We start from the raw sequence: 25,077 nt of genomic DNA, 5'->3' as shown, positions 1-25,077 counted from the left end.
CCGAACTCGTCAGAGCGCGATCAGGGTGCGGCCCAGCCAGTCGGCGACGGCCAGCGGGTCCGGTGTGGTGTCGCTCTTGGCGCTGATCGATACATACACATGGCGCACCAGCTCCGGGTGCCGGGTCAGGACCCGCGCGGCCCCCTCCCGGCCGGGGCGCCCCCGCAGTGCCCGCGCCAAGCCCGCCCACACCGTCCCGGTTTCCGGAGCGGAGCCGCCCTTGGCCCTTATCTCCGCGACGTACATGCGTTCCGCGGTCGGCAGATCCCCTTCGAGGAGATGGACATCCGCCGGTCGGGCGCCGTGGACAAGGTGGCCGACACTGGTCGCTGTCCGTAGTTGGGCGGCGGTGGTCCGGGCCAGTCTCATGCGCATCAGGACCGCTCTGGCGTCCAGGTGCCGTGCGGCCGGGTCGGGCAACAACCGAGGCTCCGGATAGCGCCACCCTGCCTCCGTGGCCTGTTCCGGCGATCCCGTACACCACTCCTGCGCCAGGTCGACGACGAGGTCGGGGTCAGGGACGAGGTGGTGGGAGCGCCAGCTCAGCCAGTGGTCCTCGAGCGCCCACTGTGCCGCTTCGAGGCAGTCGGGGCGGATCGGTTCGTCCTGCCACTCCCCCACGGTCTCCAGCAGCCGACCGACCAGCCTGCGGCCGAGTGCGGTCAGTCTGGCGTCGTCCAGCAGAGTGGGCAGGACGCGCAGGAGCTGGCTGCGGCGCAGCGCGTACTCGAACGCCACCAGAGCCTGCTCCTCCGGAGCGCATCCACTGAGCATGTGGCCGCGCCAGAACCGGGCCACGCCGGTGAAGGCGTAGACACCGTGGAGCATGCCGCGCAGCGGGCGCGGGTCGTCGCGCCAGGGAGCGTAGAACCGGTGTGCCACGTCCGGCGTGTGCAGCGAGTACATGTGCAGCAGGGCGCTGAGCTTGCTGTGCTGCGCCTCGTGTGTGAGGACGGCGGCGAACTGGGCCGCCGCGGCGGGTTCGGTCCCGCTCGGCTCCGAGGCGGCCATCCCTCCCATCCCGTCCTCCATCGTGGCGCTGTGCCAGCGAAAGGGCCGGGCGGCCGGCAGCGGCTCGATGGAGCGCAGACAGGCGCTCACATCCTCCGACCCGCCGGGATCGACGTGTGTCAGCAGCGACCACGCGCTGTGCAGCACATCGGTCCAGCGGCGGATCGAGTCCTCCGACACCGCGTCGGTGAGCGCGCCGTTCGCACCGGTCTGCATCCGGTAGTGCCCCAGCTCGTGCAGCGCGACGGCCTGGGGGCCGTCCGGCAGGTCCAGGGGCAGCGTGCGGGGGACCTGCCAGCCGGGCGTCGGCTTCCTGAGCGGGTGCTCGACCCGTACGGGATCGTGACCGTGTCCCGCCGCGCCCGACAGGGCGAAGGTCATGGTGTCCCCGGCGAAGGCGACATCGGCGGGCTGCCATGGTGCGAGGGTGCCGTGCAGCGTCGCGCACCCGAGCGTGGGGAGCCACACCCGGCCGTTCCGGGCGGGTACCCGAAGCTCGAAGGGCAGGCCGGCCCGCACGGCCGCCGCGGCCGCGAGCAGATGCAGATGGCCCACGTCCACCCACAGGGGCGGCTCGTCGGGTGTGCGTTTCCGGCCGGAGGCCTGTAATCGCTGCAGGCAGTAGCGCAGCCAGCGTCCGGTCTCCGGCAAGAGGATGATCTCGTCGGCGATCGCGCCGCTGTGGCGTTCGGCTTCGACGAGGAGATTCCAGGCCTCTTCGGTGCTGGACAAGGGCCCGAGGACATCGGGACGTCGGCCCGCGGTGGCGGTCAGAAGACCGAGGAGCACCAGCCGGTGGCTGCGCTCCGAATCCCACAGATGGGCGATGACCGCACTGCCGCCTCCTCCGCCGGCCAGGGAGTCAAAGTGCCGCGGGGGAAGCCCATGCCGTGGGAGTCCTTCTGCCGGTCGTCCCGAAGTGCTGAAGGAGCCACTCACTGATGGGCCTCCGTGATCGCAGATCGGGCCTCGACATCACAGGTCCGCACTGCTCTTGGGGTCGCCGGCGAAGACGGAGGGGTTTCCGAACTCCTGCAGCAGCCGGCACTCCATGCTCTGCCACTCGTGCCAGTTCCGGTATGTGCGCACGTCCTCCAGCGTGAGCTGGGAAAGATCGAGCAGCTCCGACTCGATGACGGATTTCGCGTGATTCATGTTCTGCGGCCCTCCCCGTCCCGGGCCGCGCGGCCCGACCCTGCGCTTTCATGATGTCCCAGCACCGCATGACCGGAAACCCCGAGCCGCGTAATCCGGCCTCAGGGCCCGCCGTTGGCCTGTTGCTGCGCGAACTCCGGCATTCTCTGCAGAACACCGAACAGCGCGTCGCGTTCGCGGGTGCCGGTGTCCACGAACGAGACGGCCTCCCACAGGGCCAGCAGGCCGCCATGGAAGGTGACGCAGGTGTCGACCAGACCCAGCAGTTCGACGCGCAGAACGGCCGACCTCGGGATGCTCGTCGCCAGCCGTCGCGGCAGTCGCCGCAGGACAGCCTCCCGCGAGGCGGGATCGGTGATCGCCGGCAGTTCTTCCAAGGCTTCCACCAGCGCCTTGCGCTGGGCCGGTCCCGAGGCCTCCGCGCCGGTCCACCTGGTCGCGTCCGGCCGTTGCCGAGGCGGGTGGGGAGGCTGAGGAGAATGGGGAGCGGTAGCCCTCGAAGGGGCGGGGGCCGGTTCGTACCGTGCCTTCGGCAGTGCGGGAGTGGCGGCGTCGTCGGACCGGAGAAATGCCTTCCCCGCATGCGCGGCCAGGAGTTGGTACCAGTCCCGGACTTCGGGAGGGAGCACCGAGAAGGTGGTGAAGACCAAAGCCCCCGCGACGAGGGACAGCAGCAGTTGGTCCTGCCACGGTTCGCGCCACTGGCCCATCACCTCGGCGGCGGTGTCCCTGATGCAGTCGACCCGCCGCACGGCCTCCGCCGGGAGCAGGCCGACGTGGTCCTGGTGCGGGTCCACGACGTAGTCCAGCAGCGCCTGACGCTGCTGTGTGTGCGGCTCCCGGACAACGGGTGCCAGCCCCGACAGAAGCAGCATGGCGATGTCCCGGCTCAGCGCGCCGTCCGCGCGGAAGCTGCCCAGATCGATCAACCGGTACGCCTGTTCGCGCGGGACACCGTGCCGCAGCGGGACGATGATGTTGTCCGGATGGAGGTCCCCGTGCGTCAGGCCCGTCAGGGCCGACAGATCTCGGTCGGGGACGTCGGCGTGCCCGCCGACGATCATCACGTAGGGGTTGGGAAGGCGCCGGCCCGCCGCCTCGAACCACGGCCGCGAGGTGCCGGCCAGGCCCGCCCGCTGTCGCCACGGCTCGAGGCAAGCCTCGGTCAGCCCTGCGGTCTCCAGCTCCCGGCGCAGAAACACCGAACTCGCCATGCGCGAAGGGGCAGTTACTCCTCGGTTCCACTCGCTCAGGGTGCCCCGAGTCACGGCCGCGGCCGTTCGCGCGAAGTCCTCCCCCTGCAGGGCCCCGAGCGTCACGGCGCTGCGCAGGCCTTCTCCGGCGATCGCCTGGAACATCAGGGCGCCGCCGTTCTTCAGCGGGTAGGGAGCAAAGGCCTGCTCGACAAGGTGGTCAGCGACGAAGGAACGGGGCGACAGGCGCAGCGCCTGTGAATGCCGCCCCGGTTCGGTGCGGTGCGGGCCCTCCGGCAGCACCTTGAGGACGACCACACGGGGTGGCGGTGCGGTTTCCAGCGCGACCAGCCGGGCGCCGGTGTATCCCGTTCCGGACGGTAGCCATGACGGCAGAAGCAAACGGACCGACTGGCCGTTGAGGTCGGCCCAGTCGAGCAGAGCGTGCGAGACGTCCGGGCCCAACTGTTCGAGCAGCTCGGCGCTTTCGGGGACCGCAGCCACGTACGCCTCCTGGAACCGCCCCTTGGACACCGGTCCGCCGCGCAGCCGGCTGGCTGGTGCGTGCATCAGTCTTCCATGCGCGGTGCGCCCCTGCCAGAGGCCCGTGACCGGGCAGGCCGGGCCTGGTCAGCGGACTGCGGATCTGACGGGCCGGCACTTCAACCTCCTCCTGGCGGTCGCCAACCTCCCGGAACAAGGCCAGGGCCTGCGCCAGGTGGCGGGGTGCCTGTTCGCGGTCGCCTGCGCCGCGGTCCCGGCGCTGCGCGCCGGTCTCCTCGGTCAGCCCCTGAAGAAGCGGAGGGTGGCGGTGACCGTGGTCCGGCCGCGGATCATGCCCAGTTGGTTCCAGCCCATGCCGAACTGCTCGCGGTCCACGGTGAACTCGGTGGCCAGCGTGAGGCCCGCGGCGTCCCTGTCCGTCACGCGCGCGTTCAGGGAGAGCGGCCTGCTGATGCCGCGCACGGTCAACTGGCCGACGACGTGCACCTGGTCCCCGTCGCGGAGCTCGGCGCTGCGGGCCGCGAAGGTGATCTCGGGGTGGTGGTCGGCGTCGAAGAAGTGATCGGACCTGAGGTGGGTGTCGCGCTTGGCGTGCCCGGTGTCCAGGGACGCGACGTCGAAGGTCAGGGTGCCGACGGCGGACCCGTCGGGCCGGACCTCGCCGGTGCCGCTGACGGCGCCGAAGGTGCCCTTCACGGTGACCAGGCCCCACATGGTCTTGTGCCGGATGCCGACGGTCGAGGCGGTCGCGTCGAGCTGCCACTGTCCGGTTTCCACGGCGACGGTCATGATCGTTCTCCCTGTGATCTGGTCGGGCATCTCGTTCAAATTTGGATGACTGCTCGGCACGCTAGCGGCTAATCCAAAATTGAACAACCCTCTTCTCCAAATTTGGACGACAGGTAGACTCGACACCATGGCCGACCCCGAGGAGCACCCCACCGAGCTGCCCGAATGCCCGTCCCTCGGCGGTGGCGGGCTGCTGCCCGCGGAGCTGCGCGCCTGGATGCTGCTGCTGGCCGCGACGGGAGCGGTGGAGCAGCGGCTGCGTGCGGCCGTGAAGGAGAAGCTGGACGTCTCGCACGACGAGTTCCTGGTCCTGTGCCTGCTCGCGGAGCAGCCGGAGGGCGGCCTGCGCATGACGCGTGTCGCCGAGCTCCTGGGCCGCCCCAAGACCCGCCTCACCTACCAGATCGCCTGCCTCCAGCACGCCGGCCTGGTCACGCGCAGGTCGGTCTGCGGCGACAGGCGGGGCGTCGAGGTCGCCCTCACGGACAAGGCCCGGTCCCTGCTCGAGGAGGCCTCCGCCCCGCTCGCCGAGACGGTCACCGAGTCCCTGGCCCGGTTCATGGGGCCGGACCAGTGCGCGGCGATGCGCGGGCTGGTGCCGGACCTCGCGGAGGAGTCCCGCACGGAGTGAGGGGACCGACGGGGGTGTACGGACCACCCCGCCGGGCCGGTGCGCGGTCCGCACGGCCGGAAGCCCTGGCTCCGCAACCCCGGGCGGCGCCATCTACACGGCCGTAGAATCCGGGAACACCGGTGGGACGACGACCGTTGTCCCGGAGACACACCACACATAAGGAGCACGTTCTTGTCCGCCAGACCGACGGACCCTCCGGGGCACAGTCCCCGACCATCCCGCCACGGCATCAGTGATCGCGGCACACGGCGGGGTGGTGTTGGATGAGTGCCGCCGAGGCTCTGCTGGGCCTGCTCGCCGTGTTCGTGCTGACCGCCGGCACCGGCTACTTCGTCGCCCAGGAGTTCGCCTACGTCTCCGCCGACCGGCTCACCCTCGCGCGTGAGGCGGAGGCCGGGGACCGCAAGGCCGCCCGCGCCCTCAGGGTGCTGGAGCGCCTGTCGTTCATGCTGTCCGGCGCGCAACTGGGCATCACCGTCACCGGGCTGGTGGTCGGCTTCATCGCCGAGCCGTCGGTGTCCGCGCTGCTCAGGCCCGCCCTGTCCGGGCTCGGCCTGCCCGGCGCGGCCGTCGGCGGCATCGCCGTCGTACTGGCCTTCGTGCTGGCCACGGTCGTGCAGATGGTGCTGGGCGAACTCGCCCCGAAGAACCTCGCGATCGCCGTTCCCGAGCGGCTGGCGAAGGCACTGGCCCCGTCCACGCTGGCGTACCTGAAGGTCGTCGGTCCGGTGGTCCGGATCTTCGACAGCGCGGCCGACCGGCTGCTGCGCAAGGCCGGGATCGAGCCCGTCGAGGAACTGCACCACGGCGCCACGCTGGAGGAACTCGGCCATCTGATCGGCGAGTCCCACGAGCAGGGCGAACTGCCCAAGGACACCGCCGCGCTGCTGGACCACGCGCTGGAGTTCTCCGAGCGCGCCCTCGACGAGGTGATGGTGCCGCGCGCCGACGCCGTGTTCGTCCGCAAGGACGCCGGCGCCGAGGAGGCGGTCGGCCTGATCGCCCGGCACGGCCACTCCAACTACCCGGTGCTCGGCGACCACCCGGACGACATCGTGGGCGTGCTGGGCGTGCGCGAGCTGATGGCGCTGCCCGCCGCCCGCCTGGCCGGTGCGCGGGCCGGCGAGGTGGCCCGGCGACCGCTGCTGCTGCCGGACACGCTCGCGCTGCCCGACGCGGTGACGCGGATGCGGGAGCAGGACGACGAGTTCGCGGTCGTCCTCGACGAGCACGGCGGCGTGGCGGGCATCGTCACCTACGAGGACATCGCCGAGGAACTGGTCGGTGACATCGCCGACGAGTCCGACAAGGTCACGGTGCTCGCCGTCGCCGACGGCGACGGCTGGCTGGTGGACGCGGGGCGCCGGGTGGACGAGGTGGCCGAGGCGACCGGTCTCCGGCTGCCGGAGGACGACGACTACGACACCGTGGCCGGCCTGGTCGTGGACCGGCTCGGCCGCTTCCCGACGGTCGGCGACCGGGTCACGGTCGAGCTGCCGGGCGGCGGCCGGGCCGTGATCGACGTCCGCACGCTGGACCGGCACGTGGCCGACCGGGTCCGGATCAGCCGGCTCGTGGAGGCCGTGGAAGCCGAGGAGATGGCGTGAGTTTCCCGATGGCGGTCTTCGTGACCGTGCTGCTGCTGATCGGCAGCGGCTTCTTCGTGGCGGCGGAGTTCGCTCTCGTCGCGGCCAAACGGCACCGCTTGGAGAAGGCGGCGGCCGAGGGGCGGCGCGGCGCCGGGGCGGCCCTGGCCGGGATGCGCGAGCTGTCGCTGATGCTGGCCGGCGCCCAGCTGGGCATCACCGTGTGCACGCTGGGTCTTGGCTCGGTGTCCAAGCCGGCGATCTCGCACGAACTCGACCCGCTGCTGCACACACTGGGCCTGCCCAGCGCCGTGAGCTACGGCGTCGCCTTCGCCGTGGCGATGGTCGTGGTGGTGTTCCTGCACATGGTGGTCGGCGAGATGGCGCCCAAGTCCTGGGCGATCGCCCACCCCGAGCGTTCGGCGATGCTGCTGTCGCCGCCGTTCCGGGCCGTGGTGCGGGCCGTGCGTCCGCTGATCCGGCTGCTCGACCGGGTGAGCAACGCCCTGGTACGGCTGTGCCGGGTCGCGCCGCGCGCCGAGCTGGCCTCGGTGCACAACCGGGAGCAGCTGACGCACCTGGTGGAGGAGTCGGAGCGGCTGGGTCTGATCAGCGCGACCGACTCGGAGCTGCTGACCCGCTCGCTGACCGAGCCGGAGACGCCGGTCTCCGCGCTGCGGATCCCGGCCGCCGAGATCACCTGGGTCGAGGGCGGCGCGGACCTCGACGCGCTGTTGCGCTTCGCCGCCGACCACGACCGCACCCGGCTGCTGGTCCGGGAGAACGGCACCGTCCTCGGCTCGGTGCACGCCCGGGACGCCCTGGTGGCCCGGGCGCGGGGGCGGGACACGACCGCGCGGGACCTCGCCCGGCCGGTGCCCGAGCTGGCGGAGACCGCCACGGTCGCCGACGCGATCGAGGTGCTGCGCCGCCGCAGGTCGTCCCTGGCCGTGGTCCGCGACGCCTCCGGCCGGCTCACCGGCCTGGTCACCCTGGACGACCTGCTGGCCCGTCTGATGCAGCCGGCCGCGGCGGCCTGACGGGTACGGGGCCCGAACATCCAGCACATCTGCACACCGCGCGCCGGCAGGCGGGCGCGGCGCCCGGCGCGCCGCCGGCCCCCATCCGCGGCATGGGAACTTGGCGGCGATGTGCCCGCTTCGGGAATCGGGGCGCAACACTCCCGCGTCCGGGCGGGCGACGGGCTGTGTGAAGGAGTGGGTGCATCCGGTGACCCCGTGGTCACAGTGGTGAAGACGACTGCCGAGAGCAGCCGCGCAGCGCCGGCGGGCGGTTGGCCCTCATCTCCGGGGAGTGCTTTGATCCTGCGCACGGCGGGAGTGGCCGGGGCGGAGTCCCGGTCCCCGGACTCCGGCGCTCGCCCGCGCTCACCGCCACTGCGAGACATTCACGCGAAGGGAAACACCCCCATGAACCTCACCTCTCGGGTCGACACCGCCGAGCTCTCCGACGCCGACCTGGACACCGTCGCCGGCGGCAACGCGGGCGGCGTCGATGTCTCCGCGGGCCTCGTGGGCAGCCTCTCCGCCGGCCTGGTCGGTCCCCTGACCGGCGAGGCCTGCGGCGCCCTGCAGGCGACTCTCTCGCCGGAGGGTGCGACTGCGGGCGGGCACGCGAGCGTGCACACGACGTCGCTCTGACGACAACCGCGCTGAGGGCCCCGGGAAGCGATTCCCGGGGCCCTTTCGTGTGCGGGTCACGGGCACGGGCCGCAGCCGCAAACGTGGGGAATTTGCGAAGTACGTGACGGAAATCTGGACACACCGGGGGTGAGTAACACGGTGCGAGGGCGTGACGCAGACTTACTCGGACCCCTCAGATCCCGGCTGCAAAGCGATTGGAACACTGCTGTGAAGACCGACTCGACCCGCACCGAAGAACTGCCGATCTACGAGAGCCTCATACGCGAACTGGGTGACGTCGTCGAGGAGGCCCGTGTGGTGGCCGAGGAGACCCAGCACCAGATGAGCCAGGCGCTGAACGGCGTCGCCCCGACCCCGCACGAGCCCGGCGCGCACTGATCCCGGGGGCCGTCGGGCCTCTCCCGGGGCGGACGCTCCCCGGCCGGGCCGTCACCCGCCGAGCGGGTCGTGGCCCCAGTTCATCAGGGAGTACCGCCACCGCGTGTCCCGTACGTCCCCGGAGGGCCGCTGGGCCAGGTGGCGACGGACGTAGCCGACGACCTTGCGCATGTGCCGGTAGTCGTCGTCGGTGAGGTCGCCCTTGCCGGTCCGCAGGATCGCCACGATCCGCCGACCGGAGGCGTGCCCGGTGGACTCGCCCCCGTCCTGGTGCTGCCCGGCGTGCCGCGAGTCGTCGGACGCCAGCCACTTCTCCAGGTCGGCCGGTGTCATGTTCACCAGCTCCCGGAAGTCGTTCCAGGTCTCCTCGCGTTCCTCGCCGTCCACGCCGCCTCACTTCTTCTTGAGCGCGGACGGTTTGTGCACCGCGGTCCTTCCGGACTTGTCGCTGCGTACTTCGTACTGCGGGTCGTCCGGCGAGGCGTCGACCGTGCGGCCGGATGCCTCGGTCCGTTCGGTGATCTCCCTCTCCACCTCACCCTCGGTGCGGCTGCCGTGACTGCTCCAGGTGACCTTGTCGCCCTTCTTCGGTTTTCCGCCCTCGCTGCGGCCCTTCGCCATGCCGGTGCTCCCTCGCGGAGAAGTGTGCTGTCTCTCCAGCGTGCGGGCCGGGCGGTCACGGCGCAGCTCGACGGGCACCGGCCCGACTGCCGACCGTGTCGCGGAAGGCCCACGTCATCCCGGGTTCCGTCACACAGCGGAAGACCCGCCGCACGGACGGCGTGCACAGCGCGGTCACGACCACGGCCGCGACCAAGGTGGCGGCGATCACGCCGGCGGGCCCGCGGACCCAGGCCGGCTCGTACCAGCCCCAGTACTTCGCGACCTGCGCGACGAAGCCGTGCAGCAGATAGCCGGACAGGGTGCCGGCACCGAGCACGGTGAACCAGGTCCGGCGACCGGGCACCCAGGCGAGGAAGCAGCCGACCAGCACGAGGGAGCAGCCGAAGACGGCCAGGGTCATCAGGGGCCCGTACCAGAGGGGGACGCCCAGCTCCCGGGCGCTGCCGGCGTGGAAGAACCAGGCGTAGTCCATGCGCGGAACCGCCCAGTACGCCACCCCCAGGGCGCAGACGGCCACCGGCACGGCGAGGATCCGTACCTCGCGCCGCCGCAGGAGCCGGAAGTGCTCCGGCCGCAGCAGCAGACCGAACACGAAGTACGGCAGGAACTGCAGGGTGCGCTGCAGATCGAGGTCGTGGCCGATGGACGGTGCGGTCGTCGCCAGCATCGCGATGACCAGGGCGAGCGGCAGCGGCCACCGCACCAGCCGCCAGACCGGCGTGGTCAGCCGCCAGACGAACAGGGCCGCCAGGAACCAGGTGAGGTACAGGGGGTCCAGCAGGCTGACCGGGCGGTCGGGGTCCTGGCTGGTCCAGCGGGTGAACAGGGTGTACGCCGTCTCGAAGACCACGTAGGGGACGACGACGCCGGTGACCAGGCGCTTGAGGCGGGCCGGGCTGCCGTCGAAGGTGCGCGAGAAGTAGCCGGAGACGATGATGAACGCCGGCATGTGGAAGGCGTAGACGAGCATGTAGAGGGCGGTGACGGCCCTGCTGCCCTGGCGCAGTGGCTCCCAGGCGTGCCCCACGGCCACCAGCACGATCGCGAGGTACTTGGCGTTGTCGAAGAACGCGTCCCGCGTGCGGACCGGGCGGGACGCCGCGTCCGGCTCCTGCGTCCGCGCGACCCGGGTCGCTTCGGCCCCGGGGCGGGCCGTGATCACCGTGTCACTCACGGGCCCTCCCGAAGCGGCTCGGGGCGGCGGTACCTCGTCGTGCTCGGGCTAAGGGCGGGGCGGGGGCTGCGCAGAACATCGCCCGCACCCTAACCACAGGGCACCACCCTCGTTCAACTCGCAACAGGCGTAAGTCACATCGGCTCATGCCCGGGTATACGGATCGAGGCGGGCGATCGTCTCCCGGAGGGCGACGGTGAAGGGATGCCGCGGCTCGGTCAGGACCCGCCGGGCCGGTCCCTGTTCGACGAGTTCACCGGCGTCCAGTACGGCGATGCGGTGGGCGAGTGCCGCCGTGTCCGGGTCGTGCGTGATGAGGACGAGGGCGAGGTCGTCGCGGTCGCGGACCAGGGCGGCGAGCAGGTCGAGGATGCCGCGGCGGGTGACGGTGTCGAGGCCGGAGGTGATCTCGTCGCAGACCAGGACCCGGGGGCGGGCGAGGAGGGCGCGGGCGAGGGCGGCGCGCTGGAGTTCGCCGCCGGAGAGCTCGCCGGGGCGGCGCCGGGCCTGCTCCGCGGAGAGGCCGAGGCGGCTCAGGGTGGCCGACGCCTCCTCTGTCGCCGCCCGTTCGCCGGCACCCCGCAGCCGTACCGCCGTGCGGGCCACCTGGTGCAGGACGGGCCGGTGCTCGTCGAAGGCGGCCCGGGCGTCCTGGAAGACGTACTGCACGGCGGCGAGTCGGGCCCGGCTCCGGTGGCGCAGGCTGCGCGGGAGCGGGGTGCCGTCGAGCAGGATGTCGCCGTCGTGGTCGCGGTGGAGGCCGGCGAGGCAGCGGGCGAGCGTGGTCTTGCCGCTGCCCGAGCGGCCGACCACGGCCAGGCACTCGCCGGGGCGGAGCGCGAGATGCGGGACGCGCAGGACGGTGGTCCTGCGGTCGTGCACGGCGGTCAGGTTCCGTACGGTGAGCGTCGGTCGCACGGCGTCGTCGCACGCCCCGTCCGGCGGTGCCGCCCGCTGTGCGTCGAGCAGCCTGCGGGTCCACTCGTGGCGGGGCGCCGCCCACAGCCGCTCCACGGGGCCGGATTCCACGACGCGTCCCGCGCGCAGGACGAGCACCTCGTCGGCGAGGGCGCGGACGACGTCGAGGTCGTGGCTGAGCAGGACGACCGCGATGCCACGGGCCGCGAGCGCCGCCAGTTGGCCGACGATGCCGGCCTTGGTGAGCGCGTCCTGGCCGGTGGTGGGCTCGTCGGCGACGATGACCCGGGCGCCGAGGAGGAGGGCCTGGGCGAGGACGACGCGTTGCTGCTGGCCCCCGGAGAGCTGGTGCGGGTAGCGGCGCAGCAGGGGCCTCGCGTCCGGGAGTTGGGCGTCGGCCAGGGCGCGCAGGACCAGTTCGCGTGCCGCCTCACGGCGTTCGGGGCGGGGCAGGTGACGGACCCGGGGGCGGGCGATGTCGTCGAGCAGGGCGCTGACGCGGCGGGCCGGGTTGAGGACGGCGGCGGGGTGCTGCGGCACGTACCCGACCGGGCCGTCACCGGGGCGGCGCACCTCTCCCGTGACCTCGGCACCGTCCGGGTACTCCCCCAGCAGCGCGAGTCCGGTGGTGGTCTTGCCGCTGCCGGAGGCGCCGACCAGGGCGGTCACCCGGCCGGGCGGCACGCGCAGGTGCACGCCGTCGACGATCGCGCGGCCGTCGATCTCGACGCGCAGGTCGCGGATCTCGGCGACGGGCTCCGGCGCGGGGGTCAGGTCCGTCTCGTTCACGGCCGCCGTCCCTTCCTTCGGGGGCTCTTCTCCAGTGCGGCGTCGAAGAGCAGGTTGGTGCCCGTCGTGAGGGCGACGATCAGCAGGGCGGGCACGACCACGGCCCAGGGCTGGACGAAGAGGCCGGTGCGGTTGCGGTCGACCATGACCGCCCAGTCGGCGGCGTCCGGCGCGACGCCCACGCCGAGGAAGGCGGCCGTCGACACCAGGTACAGCACGCCGGTCAGCCGGACGCCGGCGTCGGCGGCCAGGGTGCGCAGGGCCGAGCGGCCGACGTAGCCGACGGCGACGCGCCACCACGACTCGCCCTGCATCCGCAGCGCCTCCACCGCGGGCCGGGCCGCCGCCTCGGCCGCCGCGGCCCGGACGATCCGGGCGGCGTCGGGCACGTTCACCAGCGCGACGAGCAGCGCGAGCCCCGCCGCGCCCGGTGTGAACACGGACGCCACCAGCAGGATCAGCAGCAGCGACGGCACGGCGAGCAGCACGTCCAGGGGGCGCATCAGCAGTTCCTCCAGCCGCCGCGCGTGGGTGACCGCGGCGACGAGTCCGACCGGCAGCGCGACCAGGTAGGCGAGGGCGGTCGCCGCGAGCGCGGTCAGCACGACCGTGCGGCCGCCGTGCAGCACCTGCTGCCAGACGTCCCTCCCTACGAAGTCGGTGCCCAGCCAGTGGCCGTCGCCGAGGGTGAAGGAGGGGGCGCGGGGGCCGGGTTCACCGGCGAACAGGGGTCCCAGGAGGGCGAGGAGCAGCGGGACGGCGACGACGGCGAGGCCGAGGAGGAACCGGCGCGGGGCGCTCACGCCGCCACCCCCGCCCGGGGCGTCAGCCGATACGCCACGATGTCCGCGCCCAGGTTGAGGACGACCGTCAGCACGCCGAACACCACCGCCAGCCCCTGCACCACCGGCACGTCCCGCTCGGCGACGGCGTTGAGGAGGACCGTTCCGAGACCGGGGATCACGAACAGCGCTTCCACGACGATGACCCCGCACAGCAACCAGTCGACGGTACGGGCGAGTTGCTGGGCGGCCGGGGCGAGGGCGTTCGGCAGCGCGTGGGTGTAGCGGACGCGGGCGCCGGGGACGCCGTAGCGGCGGGCGTGGGCGGCGTAGGGCGAGGCGAGGGCGTCGGCCATGCCGGCGCGGACCAGGCGGGAGAGGGAGCAGACCGGGCGGGAGAGCAGGACCAGCACGGGCAGGACGAGCACGGCCGGGTGGCCGAGGAGGTCGGTGCCGTAGCCCACCGCCGTCGGCGGCAGCCAGGCCAGTTTCAGTGCGAACACCGTCACCAGCAGCACGCCGAGCGCGAACTCCGGTACGGCGTACACGGCGAGCGTGACGGAGCTGACCAGCCGGTCGATCAGCCGTCCTTCGTGGCGGGCGGCGAGCACGCCTAGCCCGAAGCCGAGGGGGACGAGCAGGGCCAGGGTGAGCGCGGCCAGCAGCAGGCTCGGGCCGAACCCGTCGGCGAGGTACTGGGCCACCGGGCGGCCGGAGGCCAGGGAGGTGCCGAGGTCGCCGTGCAGCAGGCCCGCCGCCCAGTCCGCCAGCCGTTCGTGGGCGGGCCGGTCCAGGTCCATGGCCTCGCGGATCGCCGCGATGCGCGCCGGGTCGGGCTGGTCGCCCGCGAGGGCCACCGCGGCGTCGCCCGGCAGCGCCTCGGTGAGCGCGAAGACCAGCAGCACGACGGCCACGGTCTGCGCGGCACCGAGAAGCAGCCGCCGGGCGACGAAGGAGCGCAGTCCGCTCACGCGAGCCACACCTTGTCGAAGCGCGCCCAGTCGAGGGTGTTGGCGGGGGCCTTGGTCTCGACTCCCCTGACCTTGCGCGCAGTTCCGAGGATCCAGTCGGCGAAGCCCCAGATCAGGAAGCCGCCCTCGGTGTACAGGCGGCGCTGCATCCGCTCGTAGACGGCGGCCCGCCCGGTCTTGTCGCGGGTCGACTGGGCCTGCTGGTAGAGGGCGTCGAAGTCCTTGTGCCGCCACTTGGTGGCGTTGGTCGTGGAGTCGGTGAGCAGCCGCTGGGAGAGGTGCGCCTCGATGGGCATGGCGCCGGAGCGGTAGCAGCACAGCGTGCCGCCGTCGAGGATGTCGCTCCAGTAGGAGTCCTTGCTGCCCATCTTCACGTCGATCGTGACGCCCGCTGCGGCGGCCTGGTCGCGGAAGATGCTCGCGGCCTCGGTGAACCCGGCGGCGACGGCCGAGGTGTCCAGGGTGACCTTCAGCTTCTCGGCGCCGGCCTGCTTGAGCAGGGCACGGGCGCGGTCGAGGTCCTGCTCCCGCTGCGGCAGTGTGGAGGCGTAGTACTCGTAGCCCTTGCCGAAGAGGTCGTTGCCGACCTCGCCCGCGCCGGACAGGGCGCCGTCGACGAGTTCCTTGCGGTCGGCGATGAGGAAGAACGCCTCGCGCACCTGCTTGTCGTCGAAGGGGGGCCGGTCGGTCTTCATGCAGAACGCCTGCATGGCGCTGTTGCGCAGCCGCACGATCTCGATCTGCCCGCGGCCTTCGTGGGCGCGGGCGGTGGTGGGGTTGAGTTCGTGGGCGTACTCCACCTGGCCGGCGAGGAGGGCGTTGACACGTGCGGACTCCTCGTTGGCGACGACGAACTCGATCTCGTCGAGGTGCGGGGCGCCGTCCCAGTGGTCGTCGTAGCGGCGGAAGACGGCGGAGCGGCCGGGCGTGAAGGAGACGAACCGGAAGGGGCCGGAGCCGATCGGCTTCCGGTCGAAGTCGGCGGCGTGCTCGGGGACGATGTACGCGCCGAACGCGGCCAGGACGTTGGGGAATTCGGCGGTCGGCCGCTTGAGGACGAACTCGACTGTGCGCTCGCCCGTGGCGCGGCTGGCGTCGAGGTCGATGGGTTCCAGGGAGGCCTTGGCGCGGAAGGCCTGCTTGGGGTCGGCGATGCGCCGGTAGCTGTGCAGGACGTCCCTCGCGGTGACCGGCTTTCCGTCGTGGAAGGTGGCCTTGCGCAGGGTGACCCGCCAGCGGTCGAGGGTCTTGTTCGACTCCCACTTCTCGGCGAGGCGGGGCTGGGCGGAGAGGTCGGCGCCGTAGTCGGCGAGCTTGTCGTAGAGGGCCTTGGCGCGGGCGACGTCGGCGAAGAGGTTGGCCAGGTGCGGGTCGAGGGTCTCGCTGGCGCCGCCGCCGGCGAAGGCGGCGCGCAGCCGGCCGCCGCGCCGGGGCGTTCCGCCGCTGCCGCTGTCCGCCTTGCCGTCGGTGCCGCCGCCTCCGCAGCCGGTGAGGGCGAGGGCGGCGGCTGTGGTGCCGGCGGCGAGGAAGCCGCGGCGGCGCAGGCCGGGGAAGCGTTCGTCGTACATGACTGGTCCTTCGGGTCAGTGGGTGAGCGTTCGCGCGACGAGGTGGAGCCGGTCCCCGTCGGTGGTCCGGCCGGGCGACTCGCCCTCTTTCCAAGGGCGTTCGGTGCGTGGCCCGGGGCCGTCGTGGAGTTCGAGCACCTCGAATCCGTGGGCGGCGAGGAAGTGCCGCAGCTCCTGCGGGAGGAGCAGCCGCCAGGCGGAGTGCTGTGCGACGGGCGGGGATCCGTCGCCGGTGGTCCAGACGCGGGTGCGGCGCAGGAGCTGGGCCGTACGGTCGACCGTCAGCGTCGTGGTGGACCGGTAGGCCGTGCCCCGCCAGGTGAACTCGTGGACGGCCGGCCGGTCGAGCAGGTCGGTCCGGCCGAGGAAGTAGGCGCCGTTGCGCATCTCCGCGACGAGCAGACCGCCCGGCGTGAGCGCCTTGCGGCAGGAGGCGAGGAAGCCGTCGAGCTGGTCGTTGGTGTGGCAGTACAGCAGGGAGCTGTCCAGGCAGACGACGGCGTCGAAGGTGCCGAGGCCGAAGCCGTGCAGGTCGGCCCGGACGTAGGCGGGACCGGGGTGGTGCTCTCGGGCGTGGGCGAGCATCGCCTCGGAGAGGTCGGCGCCGGTCACGGTCCGGCCGGCCTTGTGCAGCCCGGCGGCGTCGCGGCCGGTGCCGCAGCCCATGTCCAGCACGCGCGGCCCGGCCCCGTGACGGCGCAGGCAGTCCTCCGCCCACCGGGCGGCCAGCCGCTCGGCGTCGGGGAAGCGGGCCTCGTACAGCGCGGGGTTGTCGGTGAGGAGGTTGCCGCCGGCCTCCGGGGTCCCGCTGGAGCCGCTGGTCACGCCTTGCTCCTCTCCCCCGCCGGAGCGGCGGCGACCTCCGGGACGTGGCTCGCGGGCAGGGCGCCGAGCCGCTGCAGCCAGGCCACGCCGAGCGCGGAGACGAGGCCGAAGAGCGCGCAGCACACCCAGGGCAGCCACGCGGCGCCCTGCTCACCGGTGTCCATGGCCCAGCCGACGGCGGTGTTGCCGAGGGCCGCGGCGACGCCGGAGACGACGTAGAAGATCCCGAAGTACGTGCCGGTCAGCTCGGGGCGGCCGAAGCCGGGGATCAGCTCCATGACGAACGGCTGGGCGACCATGACACCGAGGTAGAGCAGCAGGGCACCGGCCAGCACGGGCACGGCGTCGAGCAGCCCGTCTTGCGCGTCGCCCGCCACGAGCACCGGCGGCAGGAACGCCAGTCCCATCAGGGCGAGCCCGGCCGCGATCCAACGGCCCCTGCTGCCCCGGGACTTCAGCGACCGGGTGATGCGGAGCTGGAATGTGAGGTTGGCGAGGGTGCCGACGAGGAAGACGAGGCCGGCCGCGCCGTCCCAGCCGGTGGCCTGGCGGGCTCCGGCGGGCAGCAGCAGGTACAGCTGGCTCTCCAGGGTGAACATGCCGACCAGGGCGAGGGAGAAGGCCAGGAAGGCGCAGTTGCCGAGGACTTCGCGCCAGTCGGCGAGGACGCCGCTCTTGCTGGGCTCGACGTCCCGGGCGGGCAGGACCAGGGCCTGCGCGACGGTGAGGACGGCGAAGATCCCGGCGGCGGTGAGCGCGGAGGTGCGGAAGTCGACCAGCAGCAGGGCGCTGCCCAGCAGCGGGCCGATCAGGGCGCCGGTGGTGGCGAAGACGTTGAACAGGGCGAACGCCTCGGCCTTGTCCTGCCCCGCCTCCTGGGCGAGGTAGGCGCGCACGGCCGGGTTGAACAGGGCCCCGGCGACGCCGCTGAGCACGGAGGCGGCGAGCAGGACCGCCAGCCCGTCGCCGAGCGCGAACAGCGCGAACCCGAGGGTGCGCAGGGCGCATCCGGCGATGATGACGCCGCGCGCGCCGAGCCGGTCGGAGGCGGAGCCGCCGATGATGAACAGCCCCTGCTGGCTGAGGTTGCGGACGCCGAGGACGATGCCGACGACGGCCGCCGACAGGCCGAGGTTCTCGGTGAGGTGGGTGGCGAGGTAGGGGATGAGCAGGTAGAAGCCGGTGTTGACGCCGAGCTGGTTGACCAGCAGGAGCCGGATGGCGAGCGGGAAGCGCCGCATCTCATGCCACGTCTTCACGGACCGCCACCTCCTCGACGCCCAGGCCGGGGCGGTCGCTCGCGCGTACGACGCCGTCGGTGCCGCCGATCCCGGTCCACGGGTCGTGCGCGAGCAGCAGGTGCCCGTCGAGGTCGGCCCAGCGGGCCCGGTCGGCGAGGTGGACGGCGGGGGCGAGCCCGAGGGTGCTGGCCGTGAGGCAGCCCAGCATCAGCGCGGTGCCGCTGCCCTCGATCGACTCGGCGATGCGCAGGGCCGCGTGCACGCCTCCGCACTTGGCGAGCTTGACGTTGACGCCCTGGACGCGTCCGGCGAGGCGGCGCACGTCCTCCAGGCCGACGGCGTCCTCGTCGGCGATGACGGGGAGCGGTGCGCGCGCGGCGAGGGCGGCCAGGGCCTCCGGGTCGCCGGGGGCGACGGGCTGCTCCACGGCTTCCACGCCGAGGGCGGCGAAGCGCGGCAGCAGGGCGTCCGCCCGGGCCACGGACCAGGCGCCGTTGGGGTCGAGGAGCAGCCGGGCCCGGGGTGCGGCGTCGCGGATGACGCGGACGCGCTCGACGTCGTCCTCGGGGTCGGGGGCGCCCGCCTTGACCTTGATGACCTCGAAGCCGCGCGCGACGAGGCGACGGGCCTGGGCCGCCGCCCGGTCCGGGGCCGTGATGCCGATGGTGCGGGCGGTGGCGGCGACGGGGGGTGCGGTGGCTCCGAGGAGGCGGTGCACGGGCAGGCCCGCGCGCCGCCCGGCCAGGTCGAGCAGCGCCGACTCCACGGCGGCGGTGACCGCGGGCGGCACGTCACCGGCGGGCCACTCCCCGGAGCGCAGGGCTTCCAGAGCGCTCTCCGGGTCGGGGAAACGGCTCAGGTCCACGGCCGCCAGGAGCCGTAGCAGCGTCTCGGTGCCCAGTCCGTAGTAGACGCTGGTGACGGCCTCGCCGTGGCCGCGCAGTCCGTCGTGCTCGACGGTCAGCCACACGGCGTCGCGTGCGGCCATGGTGGAACGGGAGATGCGCAGCGGCTCGGCGAGTTCGAGGCGTACGGTGCGCAGGCTGGACTTCACGGGCTCTCTTCCTGGAGGGCGGGGGCGTTGAGCGGGTCGCTGACGCGGGTGCAGCGGACCCAGCCGGCGGCCTCCGCCGCGTACGGGTGCGGGATCTCGACGGGCCGGGTGGCCGCCGTGGCGGGGTCGAGGCCGTGGGCGGTGGTGAAGTCGTCGTCGAAGACCGTGCCGAGGTAGCGGTGGGGCCCGTCGGGGAAGACGGTGGCGACGACCGCCCCGGGGTGGACGCGGGCGGCCCAGGCGGCGACGCGGGCGGCGGCGCCGGTGCTCCAGCCGCCGCTGACGAAGGCGCCGCGCGCCAGCCGGCGGCAGCTGTCGACGGCCTCGGCGGGGCCGACCCAGTGGACCTCGTCGAAGGCGTCGTAGGCGACGTTGCGCGGGTGGATGCTGCTGCCCAGGCCGCGCATCAGCCGGGGCCGGGCGGGCTGGCCGAAGATGGTGGAGCCGGTGGCGTCGACGCCGATGAGCCGCAGGGCGGGCCAGTGCCGGCGCAGCGGGCCGATGATGCCGGCGCTGTGGCCGCCGGTGCCGACGCTGCACACCAGGATGTCGAGATGGTCGAGCTGTACGGCCAGTTCGGCGGCCAGGGAGGCGTAGCCGGCGGTGTTGTCGGGGTTGTTGTACTGGTCGGGCCAGTAGGCGCCGGGCAGTTCGGCGAGCAGGTCCCGCAGCAGGGCGAGGCGTGCGGCCTGCCAGCCGCCCCGCTCGGCCGGACGGTCGGCGATCTCCAGCCGCACCCCGTGCGAGCGCAGCAACTGCCGCATGGATGGTTCGAGTTCGCTGTCGCCGACGAGGACGACGGGGTGGCCGAGGGCCTGGCCGGCGAAGGCGAGGCCGATACCGAGGGTGCCGGAGGTGGACTCCACCACCGGTGCGCCGGGGAGCAGTTCGCCGCGCTCGCGGGCGCCCAGCAGCATCGACACGGCGGCCCGTGCCTTCATCCCGCCGGCCGCGAGCCCTTCGAGCTTGGCCCAGAAGCCGGGGTGCGGGCCCGCCAGGTCGGCGGTGATCCATGCCAGCGGGGTTCTGCCGACCAGGGAGAGCAGCTCCCGGCGCGCGTCCGGCCTCAGTGCGGTGGCGGTCACCGTCCGCCTCCCGGACAGGAGCCGGCGTAGCGGTGGACGACGCCCGGGCCGCCGTCGAGCCAGAAGAACGGGTAGGGCTCCGCGCACACCGCGCTGACGCCCTGGCCGAGGAAGCGGGGCAGGACGGCACTGCCGGTCTGCGCGAACATCACCAACTGCTTGCCGTGCGCCAGCGCGTGCCGCCGCAGCGGCTCGAAGGTGCCGTTGCCCAGGGTCATGCCGGAGACGAGCAGCGCGTCACATCCGCCGGCCGCGTCGAGCGCGTCGGCGACGACCGGCTCCCCCCACTCGGTCTGTCCGCCCTTGAGATCGCAGGGGACGTAGCGCAGTCCGCGTGAACGCAGGGCCTCCAGGAGGGAGTTGACGACTCCCACGACGAGGACGGTGGCGCCGGGCGGCAGGTCGAGCAGGGCGACGACGGCCCTCGCCCGGGCCCGGGACTTCTCCAGCGACGACCCGGCGGGCAGCGGCACGGGCGTGGCCCCCTGGTCCGGGGTGTGGGGCAGCACGTGCATCAGGTAGGCGTCGAGGGCCGCCACGCGCACGGGCAGCAGCGGATGCTCCAGCAGCCGGGCCACGTCGGCGCCCACGCACTCCTCGACCGCGCTGTCCGGCAACGCCCCGGGCTCCACCGCGCAGGAGCCGACGGCCTCGGCGAGACGGAGGCTGAGCACCTCGTTGCGGTAGCCGGTGCCGCGTCCGTCGTGCCGGACGGCCTGCCGGGTGGTGAAGGCGACGGCGATGCGGAGGGCGGCCGGGTCGGGCCCGAGGGCTCCCCCGCGCACCTTCTCCACCAGAGCGTCGTACGACGTGCCGGTGAGGGCGGTGGTCATCGGATCACCAGCCCCGACCGCAGGCCGTCCAGCAGGGTCTCGACGCGTTCGCGGGCCCCGAGCCCGTCGGCGTCGCCGGCCATGACGTGCCCCAGGTACTCGTTGTTGCTGCCGGCCGCCTTCACGGCCCTGCCGGGCTCGGCGAGTTGCACCTCCAGCACCCCGGGCAGGTCGCGTACCCCGCTGCCGTCCAGCGCTTCGAGCGTGCCGGTGGCCTCCGGCACCAGGAAGCCGACGGCGGCGCTGCGCAGCCCGGTGTCCGTGCGCCGCAGATCGGGTGCGTGGCCCAGGGCGACGTCGACGAAGGCGGCGGCGAGGTCGATGCCGGTGACGTGGCGCACGAGCTCGGTGATGCGGTTCCCGGCGGGGCGGGGGTTGACCTCGACCACGCGCGGCCCGGCGGAGGTCAGCTTGATCTCCGTGTGCGCCACGACGCCGTCGGTCAGGCCGAGCGCCTTGAGGGCCGCCAGGGCCGTCTGCTCGGCGGCCTCGGTGTCGGCCGACGTCAGGGCGGCCGGGAACATGTGGCCGGTCTCGACGAAGGCGGGCGCCCCGCCGACGCTCTTGTCGGTGACGCCCACCACCTGGACCGCGCCCGCGTACGACACCGTCTCGACACTCACCTCGGGCCCGTCCAGCAGCTCTTCGAGCAGCACCACGGGCGTGCGCCGCTGCCCGCGCGCGTTGACCGGGAAGTCGGCCAGGGCCCGGCAGGCGGCGGCGAGTTCGGCCTCGTCGTCGACCCGGCGCACGTACATGCCCGCGCACAGGTCGACGGGCTTGACGACCAGCGGATAGCCGATGTCCCGTGCGGCGCGGGCGATCTCGGCCCACTCCTCCCGGACGGCGAAGCGTGGTCCCGGCACGCCGGCGTCGTCGAGGACGCGACGGGTGGCGTCCTTGCGGCAGGCGTTCCGGACCGCTTCCGGACCGGGACCGGGCAGACCGAGGCGGCCGGCGATCCTGGCCACGGCCGGCAGGTAGTAGTCGCAGGACGTGACGACCCCGTCGAAGCCGAGCACCTCGTGCAGCCGCTCGACGTCGGGCAGCAGCGCCTCGATGTCGTTGGTGTCGGCGGTGATGATGTCGCGGGCGCCGAGCAGCGGATGGGCCGTCCCCTCCGGTGCCGAGCGCAGGTAGTGGTGCAGGTCGCGGGTGAGGAACGTGAACGTGTGCCCGTTCTCCCGGATCGCCCGCGGCAGCAGCCTGCTCATGGACCCGACCCAGCTCTCGACCACCAACAGATGAGCCACAACTCCCCCTTTCTTGCGATGAGTTCGAGGCGTGCGGGCAGCCCGGCGAACCCTCCGGGGGGAGGGTGCCGGGTGTTGCCGTCGAAGACGTTATCGATAATCATTTTCATTGTCATCTGATTGGGCGAAAGATCTTCCGGAGAACTCCTTGACCCGTCCCGCACGCCGAACCGCACTCCTGTGCGCCCTCGCGGCCGCCACCGCCCTGCTCCCCGCCGCACCCGTCCAGGCGGCCGGGCCGCCCGCGCCCCTGCGCTTCACCGCCTGCCCGGACTCCGTCCCCCGGCCGGCCGCTCCGGAGCGCGTCGAGTGCGGGCGGATCAGCGTGCCGCTCGACTGGCACCGCCCCACCGGGCGGCACATCGAGGTGGCGGTCTCACGCGTCCGCGCCTCGGGCACCCCGGCCGAGCGGCGCGGCATCCTGCTGGTCAACCCGGGCGGCCCCGGCGGCTCCGGACTTCCCTACGCGGTCACCAAGCGGGCCAGACTCCCCGAGAGCGTGCGCCGCGCGTACGACGTGATCGGCTTCGACCCGCGCGGCGTCGGACAGAGCACCCCCGTCACCTGCGGCCCGATGGGCGGCCTCTTCGACAGCCCGGGCAACGACCCCGTGCCGGTGGGCAGTTCGGCGGAGGGGGCGTACCTGAGGTCCCTGCGGACCATGGCCGACGACTGCGCCGCGCACACGGGCCGCCTGCTGCCGTATCTGTCCACCGAGCAGACGGCGTACGACATGGACGCGATACGAACGGCCCTCGGCGCACCGCGGACGAACTTCCTGGGCGTCTCCTACGGCAGCTACCTCGGCGCGGCCTACACCGCCCGGTTCCCGCACCGCGTCGGCCGGATGGTGCTCGACAGCGTCGTCGGCCCCTGGGACTGGTACGACTTCGACGTGCTGCAGAGCCGGGCCCTGCTGCGTCAGCGCGACACGTTCTTCGCCTGGGCCAGCGGGCACTTCGGTCTGGGCAGGACGCCGGACGAGGTGCGCGAAGCGTATCTACGGGTGCGCCGGGGACTCGCCACGCGGCCGGTGGCGGGTTTCGGCCCGGCGGAGTTCGACCGGGCGGTGTACCGCGCGCTGGGCCGCACCGAACGCTGGAGCGGCCTGGCGAACGGCCTGCGCGGCTACCTGACCGACGGGGACCCCGCCGGGCTGCGCCCGGCCACCGCGTTCGACAGCCCCGACTCGCGCACCTACGAGGCGGCCAACCGCGCGGTCAAGTGCGCCGACGGGCCGGGCCCCCGCCCCCGCGACATCGTCGAGGACGTCCGCCGCACCCGGCGCCTCGACCCGCAGCCGGTGCTGACGGGCATGGAGGCGAGCACCTGCGCCTACTGGCACCACCGCCCCGGCCGGCGCACCCCGCTCGGCAGCCCGGCGGCGCCGCCGCTCCTCCTGGTGGCCTCGGCGCACGACCCCGTGACGCCGATCGGGGGCGCCCGCTCGTTGCTGCGACTGCTCCCCGGCTCACGCCTGGTCACCCTCGACGACGACTACTCCCACGGTGTGTTCGCGAGCCGCGGCAACGCGTGCGTGGACGACACCGTGGCGGCCTATCTGCTGGACGGCACGGTGCCCACCGCGAACGTGCGGTGCGCGGGCCCCGGGCTGCCGACGCCGACGTGACGTCGGCTCCTCACGGCTCCTTCCACACCAGCACGGTCAGTACGGCGCTCGCGACGGTGACCGGCACGGCGGCCTGGTTCAGCAGCCGCACCCGCATGGCCCGGCCCGACGCGATCCGCTTCGTCACCGGTAGGACCGCGTAGGTGCCGCCGCCCGTGCCGACGATCTCGTGGATCGGGTGGTCCGCGCGGTGCTGGTCGCCCTGGTACTCCGACATGCGCGCCTGGACGACCGCGCCCGCCGGCAGACCGTCGATGTGGAGGCTGAGGGTTCCACTGAAGCGGGCCGGGCCGCGGGCGAAGACGCTTCCGCCGGTGGCGTGGTCGCCGGTCTCGTCGGTCCACTCCGCGGTGAACTCGACCGAGTCCCAGGCACCGGGCGCGAGTTGGTACTGCGCGGCGGCACCGAGGTTGACGTACTGGGGCATGGGGTCCTCTCCTTCCCACCGGCCCGCCGGGTGGGCCAGGGCGTCGGCGACGTCACGGCGGAAGCCGGCCATGTCGAATCCGCGCGGGTCGACCTTCCAGTCGCTCCATTCCAGGTGGCCGATGGCGCTCTTGGGGCCCCAGCCGTGTGCGCGGCAGATCGCGGCGGTGGCCTTGACCATCGCGAGGTACTGGGCGGGCGGCCACGGGTCCTGGCCGTCGCCCTTGTTCTCGCACTCCCAGCCGTAGAACCGGGCGTTGCCGTCGACCGCGCCGGCCGAGCCGTCGTGCTCGTGGGTCGGGGGCGGGTACGTGCCGTAGGACTCGCCGATGACGGCGTTGAGCACGTCACCGTCGCCGCCGCCGGCGTGGTTGGCCCGGCCGTTGCCGACGAGGTGGACGACGCCGTCCTTGGTGATGCAGCCGGTGGCGAGCGGGCCGGGCAGGGCGCTGTGGCCTCGGAAGATCAGCCCGACGACGTCCGTGCCGGGCCCGGTGACGGTGTGGTGGATCATCACGCCGTGCACGGGACCCCAAGGGCCCTTGTGGTTGCGGTTGTTGGTGCGCCAGCCGGCGACCTCGTGAACGGCGCAGCCCTCGGCCTTCAACGCGGCGACGAGCCGGGCGGCGGTGAGCGGGGTGGCCATGAGTCAGTCCTCCGTTCCGGCGCGTGCGTGCCGGTCTGAAGACGGTCCGATCACATCTGGGGAGCGTGCCTGGTAACCCAACGCGCCCGTTCTCGGAGCGTGCTGCCAGACCCTCACCATTCTCGCGCCGCTCGCGCCGCCGCTCACCTCGCCGTACGCCACGTCCGCAAATTCGGCGCGATTACGACGCTGCCGCATCGACGAGGGCGGACCGACGGCCTTCGGGGCACCGGTCCCGCGTCAGGCGTCCGGGCCGCTCGTGACCGCCGCGGCGGGGCCCGTCCTCTGGGTGCCGGGAGGGGGCCGGTTCCGACGGGGGATTCGGAACCGGCCCCTTCGTCAGG

24 protein-coding genes are annotated in these 25,077 nt (G+C 73.2%); 6 read left to right on the top strand and 18 right to left on the bottom strand.

The genetic code is table 11. The annotated features are described in order from the left end of the window. Positions 1–9: 9 nt before the first annotated feature. The 4 genes from AB0G20_RS22940 to AB0G20_RS22925 form a co-directional block, all read right to left on the bottom strand. Positions 10–1,743 (bottom strand): HEXXH motif domain-containing protein, encoded by a 1,734-nt coding sequence (locus AB0G20_RS22940; protein ID WP_361305355.1) that lies wholly within the window; start codon positions 1,741–1,743, stop codon positions 10–12. Between the two features lie 243 nt (positions 1,744–1,986). Beyond that, on the bottom strand, positions 1,987–2,166 hold the full coding sequence (locus tag AB0G20_RS22935) for a hypothetical protein (protein WP_361305353.1): 180 nt from the start codon (positions 2,164–2,166) through the stop codon (positions 1,987–1,989). Positions 2,167–2,267: 101 nt separating this feature from the next. Continuing rightward, the gene (locus tag AB0G20_RS22930) at positions 2,268–3,929 is read right to left on the bottom strand and encodes a hypothetical protein (protein ID WP_361305351.1); all 1,662 of its coding nucleotides are present in this window, start codon (positions 3,927–3,929) and stop codon (positions 2,268–2,270) included. Positions 3,930–4,142: 213 nt separating this feature from the next. Then, positions 4,143–4,652 carry a YceI family protein gene (locus AB0G20_RS22925; protein ID WP_361305349.1) on the bottom strand — a complete coding sequence of 170 codons (510 nt, stop codon included), beginning with the start codon at positions 4,650–4,652 and terminating at the stop codon, positions 4,143–4,145. A gap of 127 nt (positions 4,653–4,779) precedes the next feature. Here AB0G20_RS22925 and AB0G20_RS22920 point away from each other — a divergent pair, with 127 nt between their 5' ends. From AB0G20_RS22920 to AB0G20_RS22900, 5 genes are all read left to right on the top strand, one after another. Beyond that, the gene (locus AB0G20_RS22920) at positions 4,780–5,283 is read left to right on the top strand and encodes a MarR family transcriptional regulator (protein ID WP_361305347.1); all 504 of its coding nucleotides are present in this window, start codon (positions 4,780–4,782) and stop codon (positions 5,281–5,283) included. Positions 5,284–5,549: 266 nt separating this feature from the next. Further along, positions 5,550–6,893 (top strand): hemolysin family protein, encoded by a 1,344-nt coding sequence (locus AB0G20_RS22915; RefSeq protein WP_361305345.1) that lies wholly within the window; start codon positions 5,550–5,552, stop codon positions 6,891–6,893. Continuing rightward, positions 6,890–7,912 (top strand): hemolysin family protein, encoded by a 1,023-nt coding sequence (locus AB0G20_RS22910; RefSeq protein ID WP_361305343.1) that lies wholly within the window; start codon positions 6,890–6,892, stop codon positions 7,910–7,912. Before AB0G20_RS22915 ends, AB0G20_RS22910 begins: the two co-directional genes overlap by 4 nt. A 390-nt stretch (positions 7,913–8,302) precedes the next feature. Then, a complete protein-coding gene (locus AB0G20_RS22905; RefSeq protein ID WP_361305341.1) occupies positions 8,303–8,533 on the top strand; it encodes a hypothetical protein in 231 nt (76 codons plus the stop codon). A 210-nt stretch (positions 8,534–8,743) separates the two neighbouring features. Then, entirely contained in the window at positions 8,744–8,914 is a 171-nt protein-coding gene (locus AB0G20_RS22900; RefSeq protein WP_361305339.1) for a hypothetical protein, read from the top strand. Positions 8,915–8,965: 51 nt separating this feature from the next. Here AB0G20_RS22900 and AB0G20_RS22895 read toward each other — a convergent pair whose 3' ends face one another. The 13 genes from AB0G20_RS22895 to AB0G20_RS22835 all read right to left on the bottom strand — a co-directional run bounded on the left by AB0G20_RS22895 (position 8,966) and on the right by AB0G20_RS22835 (position 22,031). After that, positions 8,966–9,301, bottom strand: a complete 336-nt coding sequence (locus tag AB0G20_RS22895; RefSeq protein ID WP_361305337.1) for a DUF3140 domain-containing protein — start codon at positions 9,299–9,301, stop codon at positions 8,966–8,968. Positions 9,302–9,307: 6 nt separating this feature from the next. Then, entirely contained in the window at positions 9,308–9,535 is a 228-nt protein-coding gene (locus AB0G20_RS22890) for a DUF2945 domain-containing protein (RefSeq protein ID WP_062929600.1), read from the bottom strand. 55 nt (positions 9,536–9,590) lie between these two features. Further along, the gene (locus tag AB0G20_RS22885; protein WP_361305334.1) at positions 9,591–10,712 is read right to left on the bottom strand and encodes an acyltransferase family protein; all 1,122 of its coding nucleotides are present in this window, start codon (positions 10,710–10,712) and stop codon (positions 9,591–9,593) included. Between the two features lie 144 nt (positions 10,713–10,856). Then, positions 10,857–12,419: an ATP-binding cassette domain-containing protein gene (locus AB0G20_RS22880; RefSeq protein WP_361305332.1), complete on the bottom strand. Its 1,563-nt coding sequence runs from the start codon at positions 12,417–12,419 to the stop codon at positions 10,857–10,859. Then, positions 12,416–13,222, bottom strand: coding sequence for an ABC transporter permease subunit (locus tag AB0G20_RS22875; RefSeq protein ID WP_361305330.1), 807 nt, complete (start codon positions 13,220–13,222; stop codon positions 12,416–12,418). Before AB0G20_RS22875 ends, AB0G20_RS22880 begins: the two co-directional genes overlap by 4 nt. After that, on the bottom strand, positions 13,219–14,172 hold the full coding sequence (locus AB0G20_RS22870; protein ID WP_361305328.1) for an ABC transporter permease: 954 nt from the start codon (positions 14,170–14,172) through the stop codon (positions 13,219–13,221). Before AB0G20_RS22870 ends, AB0G20_RS22875 begins: the two co-directional genes overlap by 4 nt. Further along, positions 14,169–15,740, bottom strand: coding sequence for an ABC transporter substrate-binding protein (locus AB0G20_RS22865; protein ID WP_361305326.1), 1,572 nt, complete (start codon positions 15,738–15,740; stop codon positions 14,169–14,171). The genes AB0G20_RS22870 and AB0G20_RS22865 overlap by 4 nt, the downstream gene beginning before the upstream one ends. A gap of 15 nt (positions 15,741–15,755) precedes the next feature. Continuing rightward, positions 15,756–16,565, bottom strand: coding sequence for a class I SAM-dependent methyltransferase (locus AB0G20_RS22860; RefSeq protein ID WP_361305324.1), 810 nt, complete (start codon positions 16,563–16,565; stop codon positions 15,756–15,758). Then, entirely contained in the window at positions 16,562–17,824 is a 1,263-nt protein-coding gene (locus tag AB0G20_RS22855; RefSeq protein WP_361305322.1) for an MFS transporter, read from the bottom strand. Before AB0G20_RS22855 ends, AB0G20_RS22860 begins: the two co-directional genes overlap by 4 nt. Next, positions 17,808–18,860, bottom strand: a complete 1,053-nt coding sequence (locus AB0G20_RS22850; protein ID WP_361305320.1) for a dipeptide epimerase — start codon at positions 18,858–18,860, stop codon at positions 17,808–17,810. Before AB0G20_RS22850 ends, AB0G20_RS22855 begins: the two co-directional genes overlap by 17 nt. Then, entirely contained in the window at positions 18,857–19,945 is a 1,089-nt protein-coding gene (locus tag AB0G20_RS22845) for a pyridoxal-phosphate dependent enzyme (protein WP_361305318.1), read from the bottom strand. Before AB0G20_RS22845 ends, AB0G20_RS22850 begins: the two co-directional genes overlap by 4 nt. Further along, on the bottom strand, positions 19,942–20,778 hold the full coding sequence (locus AB0G20_RS22840) for a DUF364 domain-containing protein (RefSeq protein ID WP_361305316.1): 837 nt from the start codon (positions 20,776–20,778) through the stop codon (positions 19,942–19,944). The genes AB0G20_RS22845 and AB0G20_RS22840 overlap by 4 nt, the downstream gene beginning before the upstream one ends. Continuing rightward, complete coding sequence (locus AB0G20_RS22835; protein ID WP_361305314.1) at positions 20,775–22,031, bottom strand: ATP-grasp domain-containing protein; 1,257 nt, start codon at positions 22,029–22,031, stop codon at positions 20,775–20,777. Before AB0G20_RS22835 ends, AB0G20_RS22840 begins: the two co-directional genes overlap by 4 nt. A 148-nt stretch (positions 22,032–22,179) precedes the next feature. On the opposite strand from AB0G20_RS22835, the gene AB0G20_RS22830 reads away from it, so the two are divergent. Next, positions 22,180–23,661, top strand: a complete 1,482-nt coding sequence (locus AB0G20_RS22830) for an alpha/beta hydrolase (RefSeq protein WP_361305312.1) — start codon at positions 22,180–22,182, stop codon at positions 23,659–23,661. Between the two features lie 10 nt (positions 23,662–23,671). On the opposite strand, the gene AB0G20_RS22825 is transcribed toward AB0G20_RS22830, so the two are convergent. Continuing rightward, positions 23,672–24,733, bottom strand: coding sequence for an N-acetylmuramoyl-L-alanine amidase (locus tag AB0G20_RS22825; RefSeq protein WP_361305310.1), 1,062 nt, complete (start codon positions 24,731–24,733; stop codon positions 23,672–23,674). Between the last annotated feature and the right edge of the window lie 344 nt (positions 24,734–25,077).

The organism is Streptomyces sp. NPDC024017, from assembly GCF_040638895.1.
GTDB lineage: Bacteria > Actinomycetota > Actinomycetes > Streptomycetales > Streptomycetaceae > Streptomyces.
Note: the sequence above shows the minus strand (reverse complement) of the source record. Positions and strands in the feature narration are given on the sequence as shown.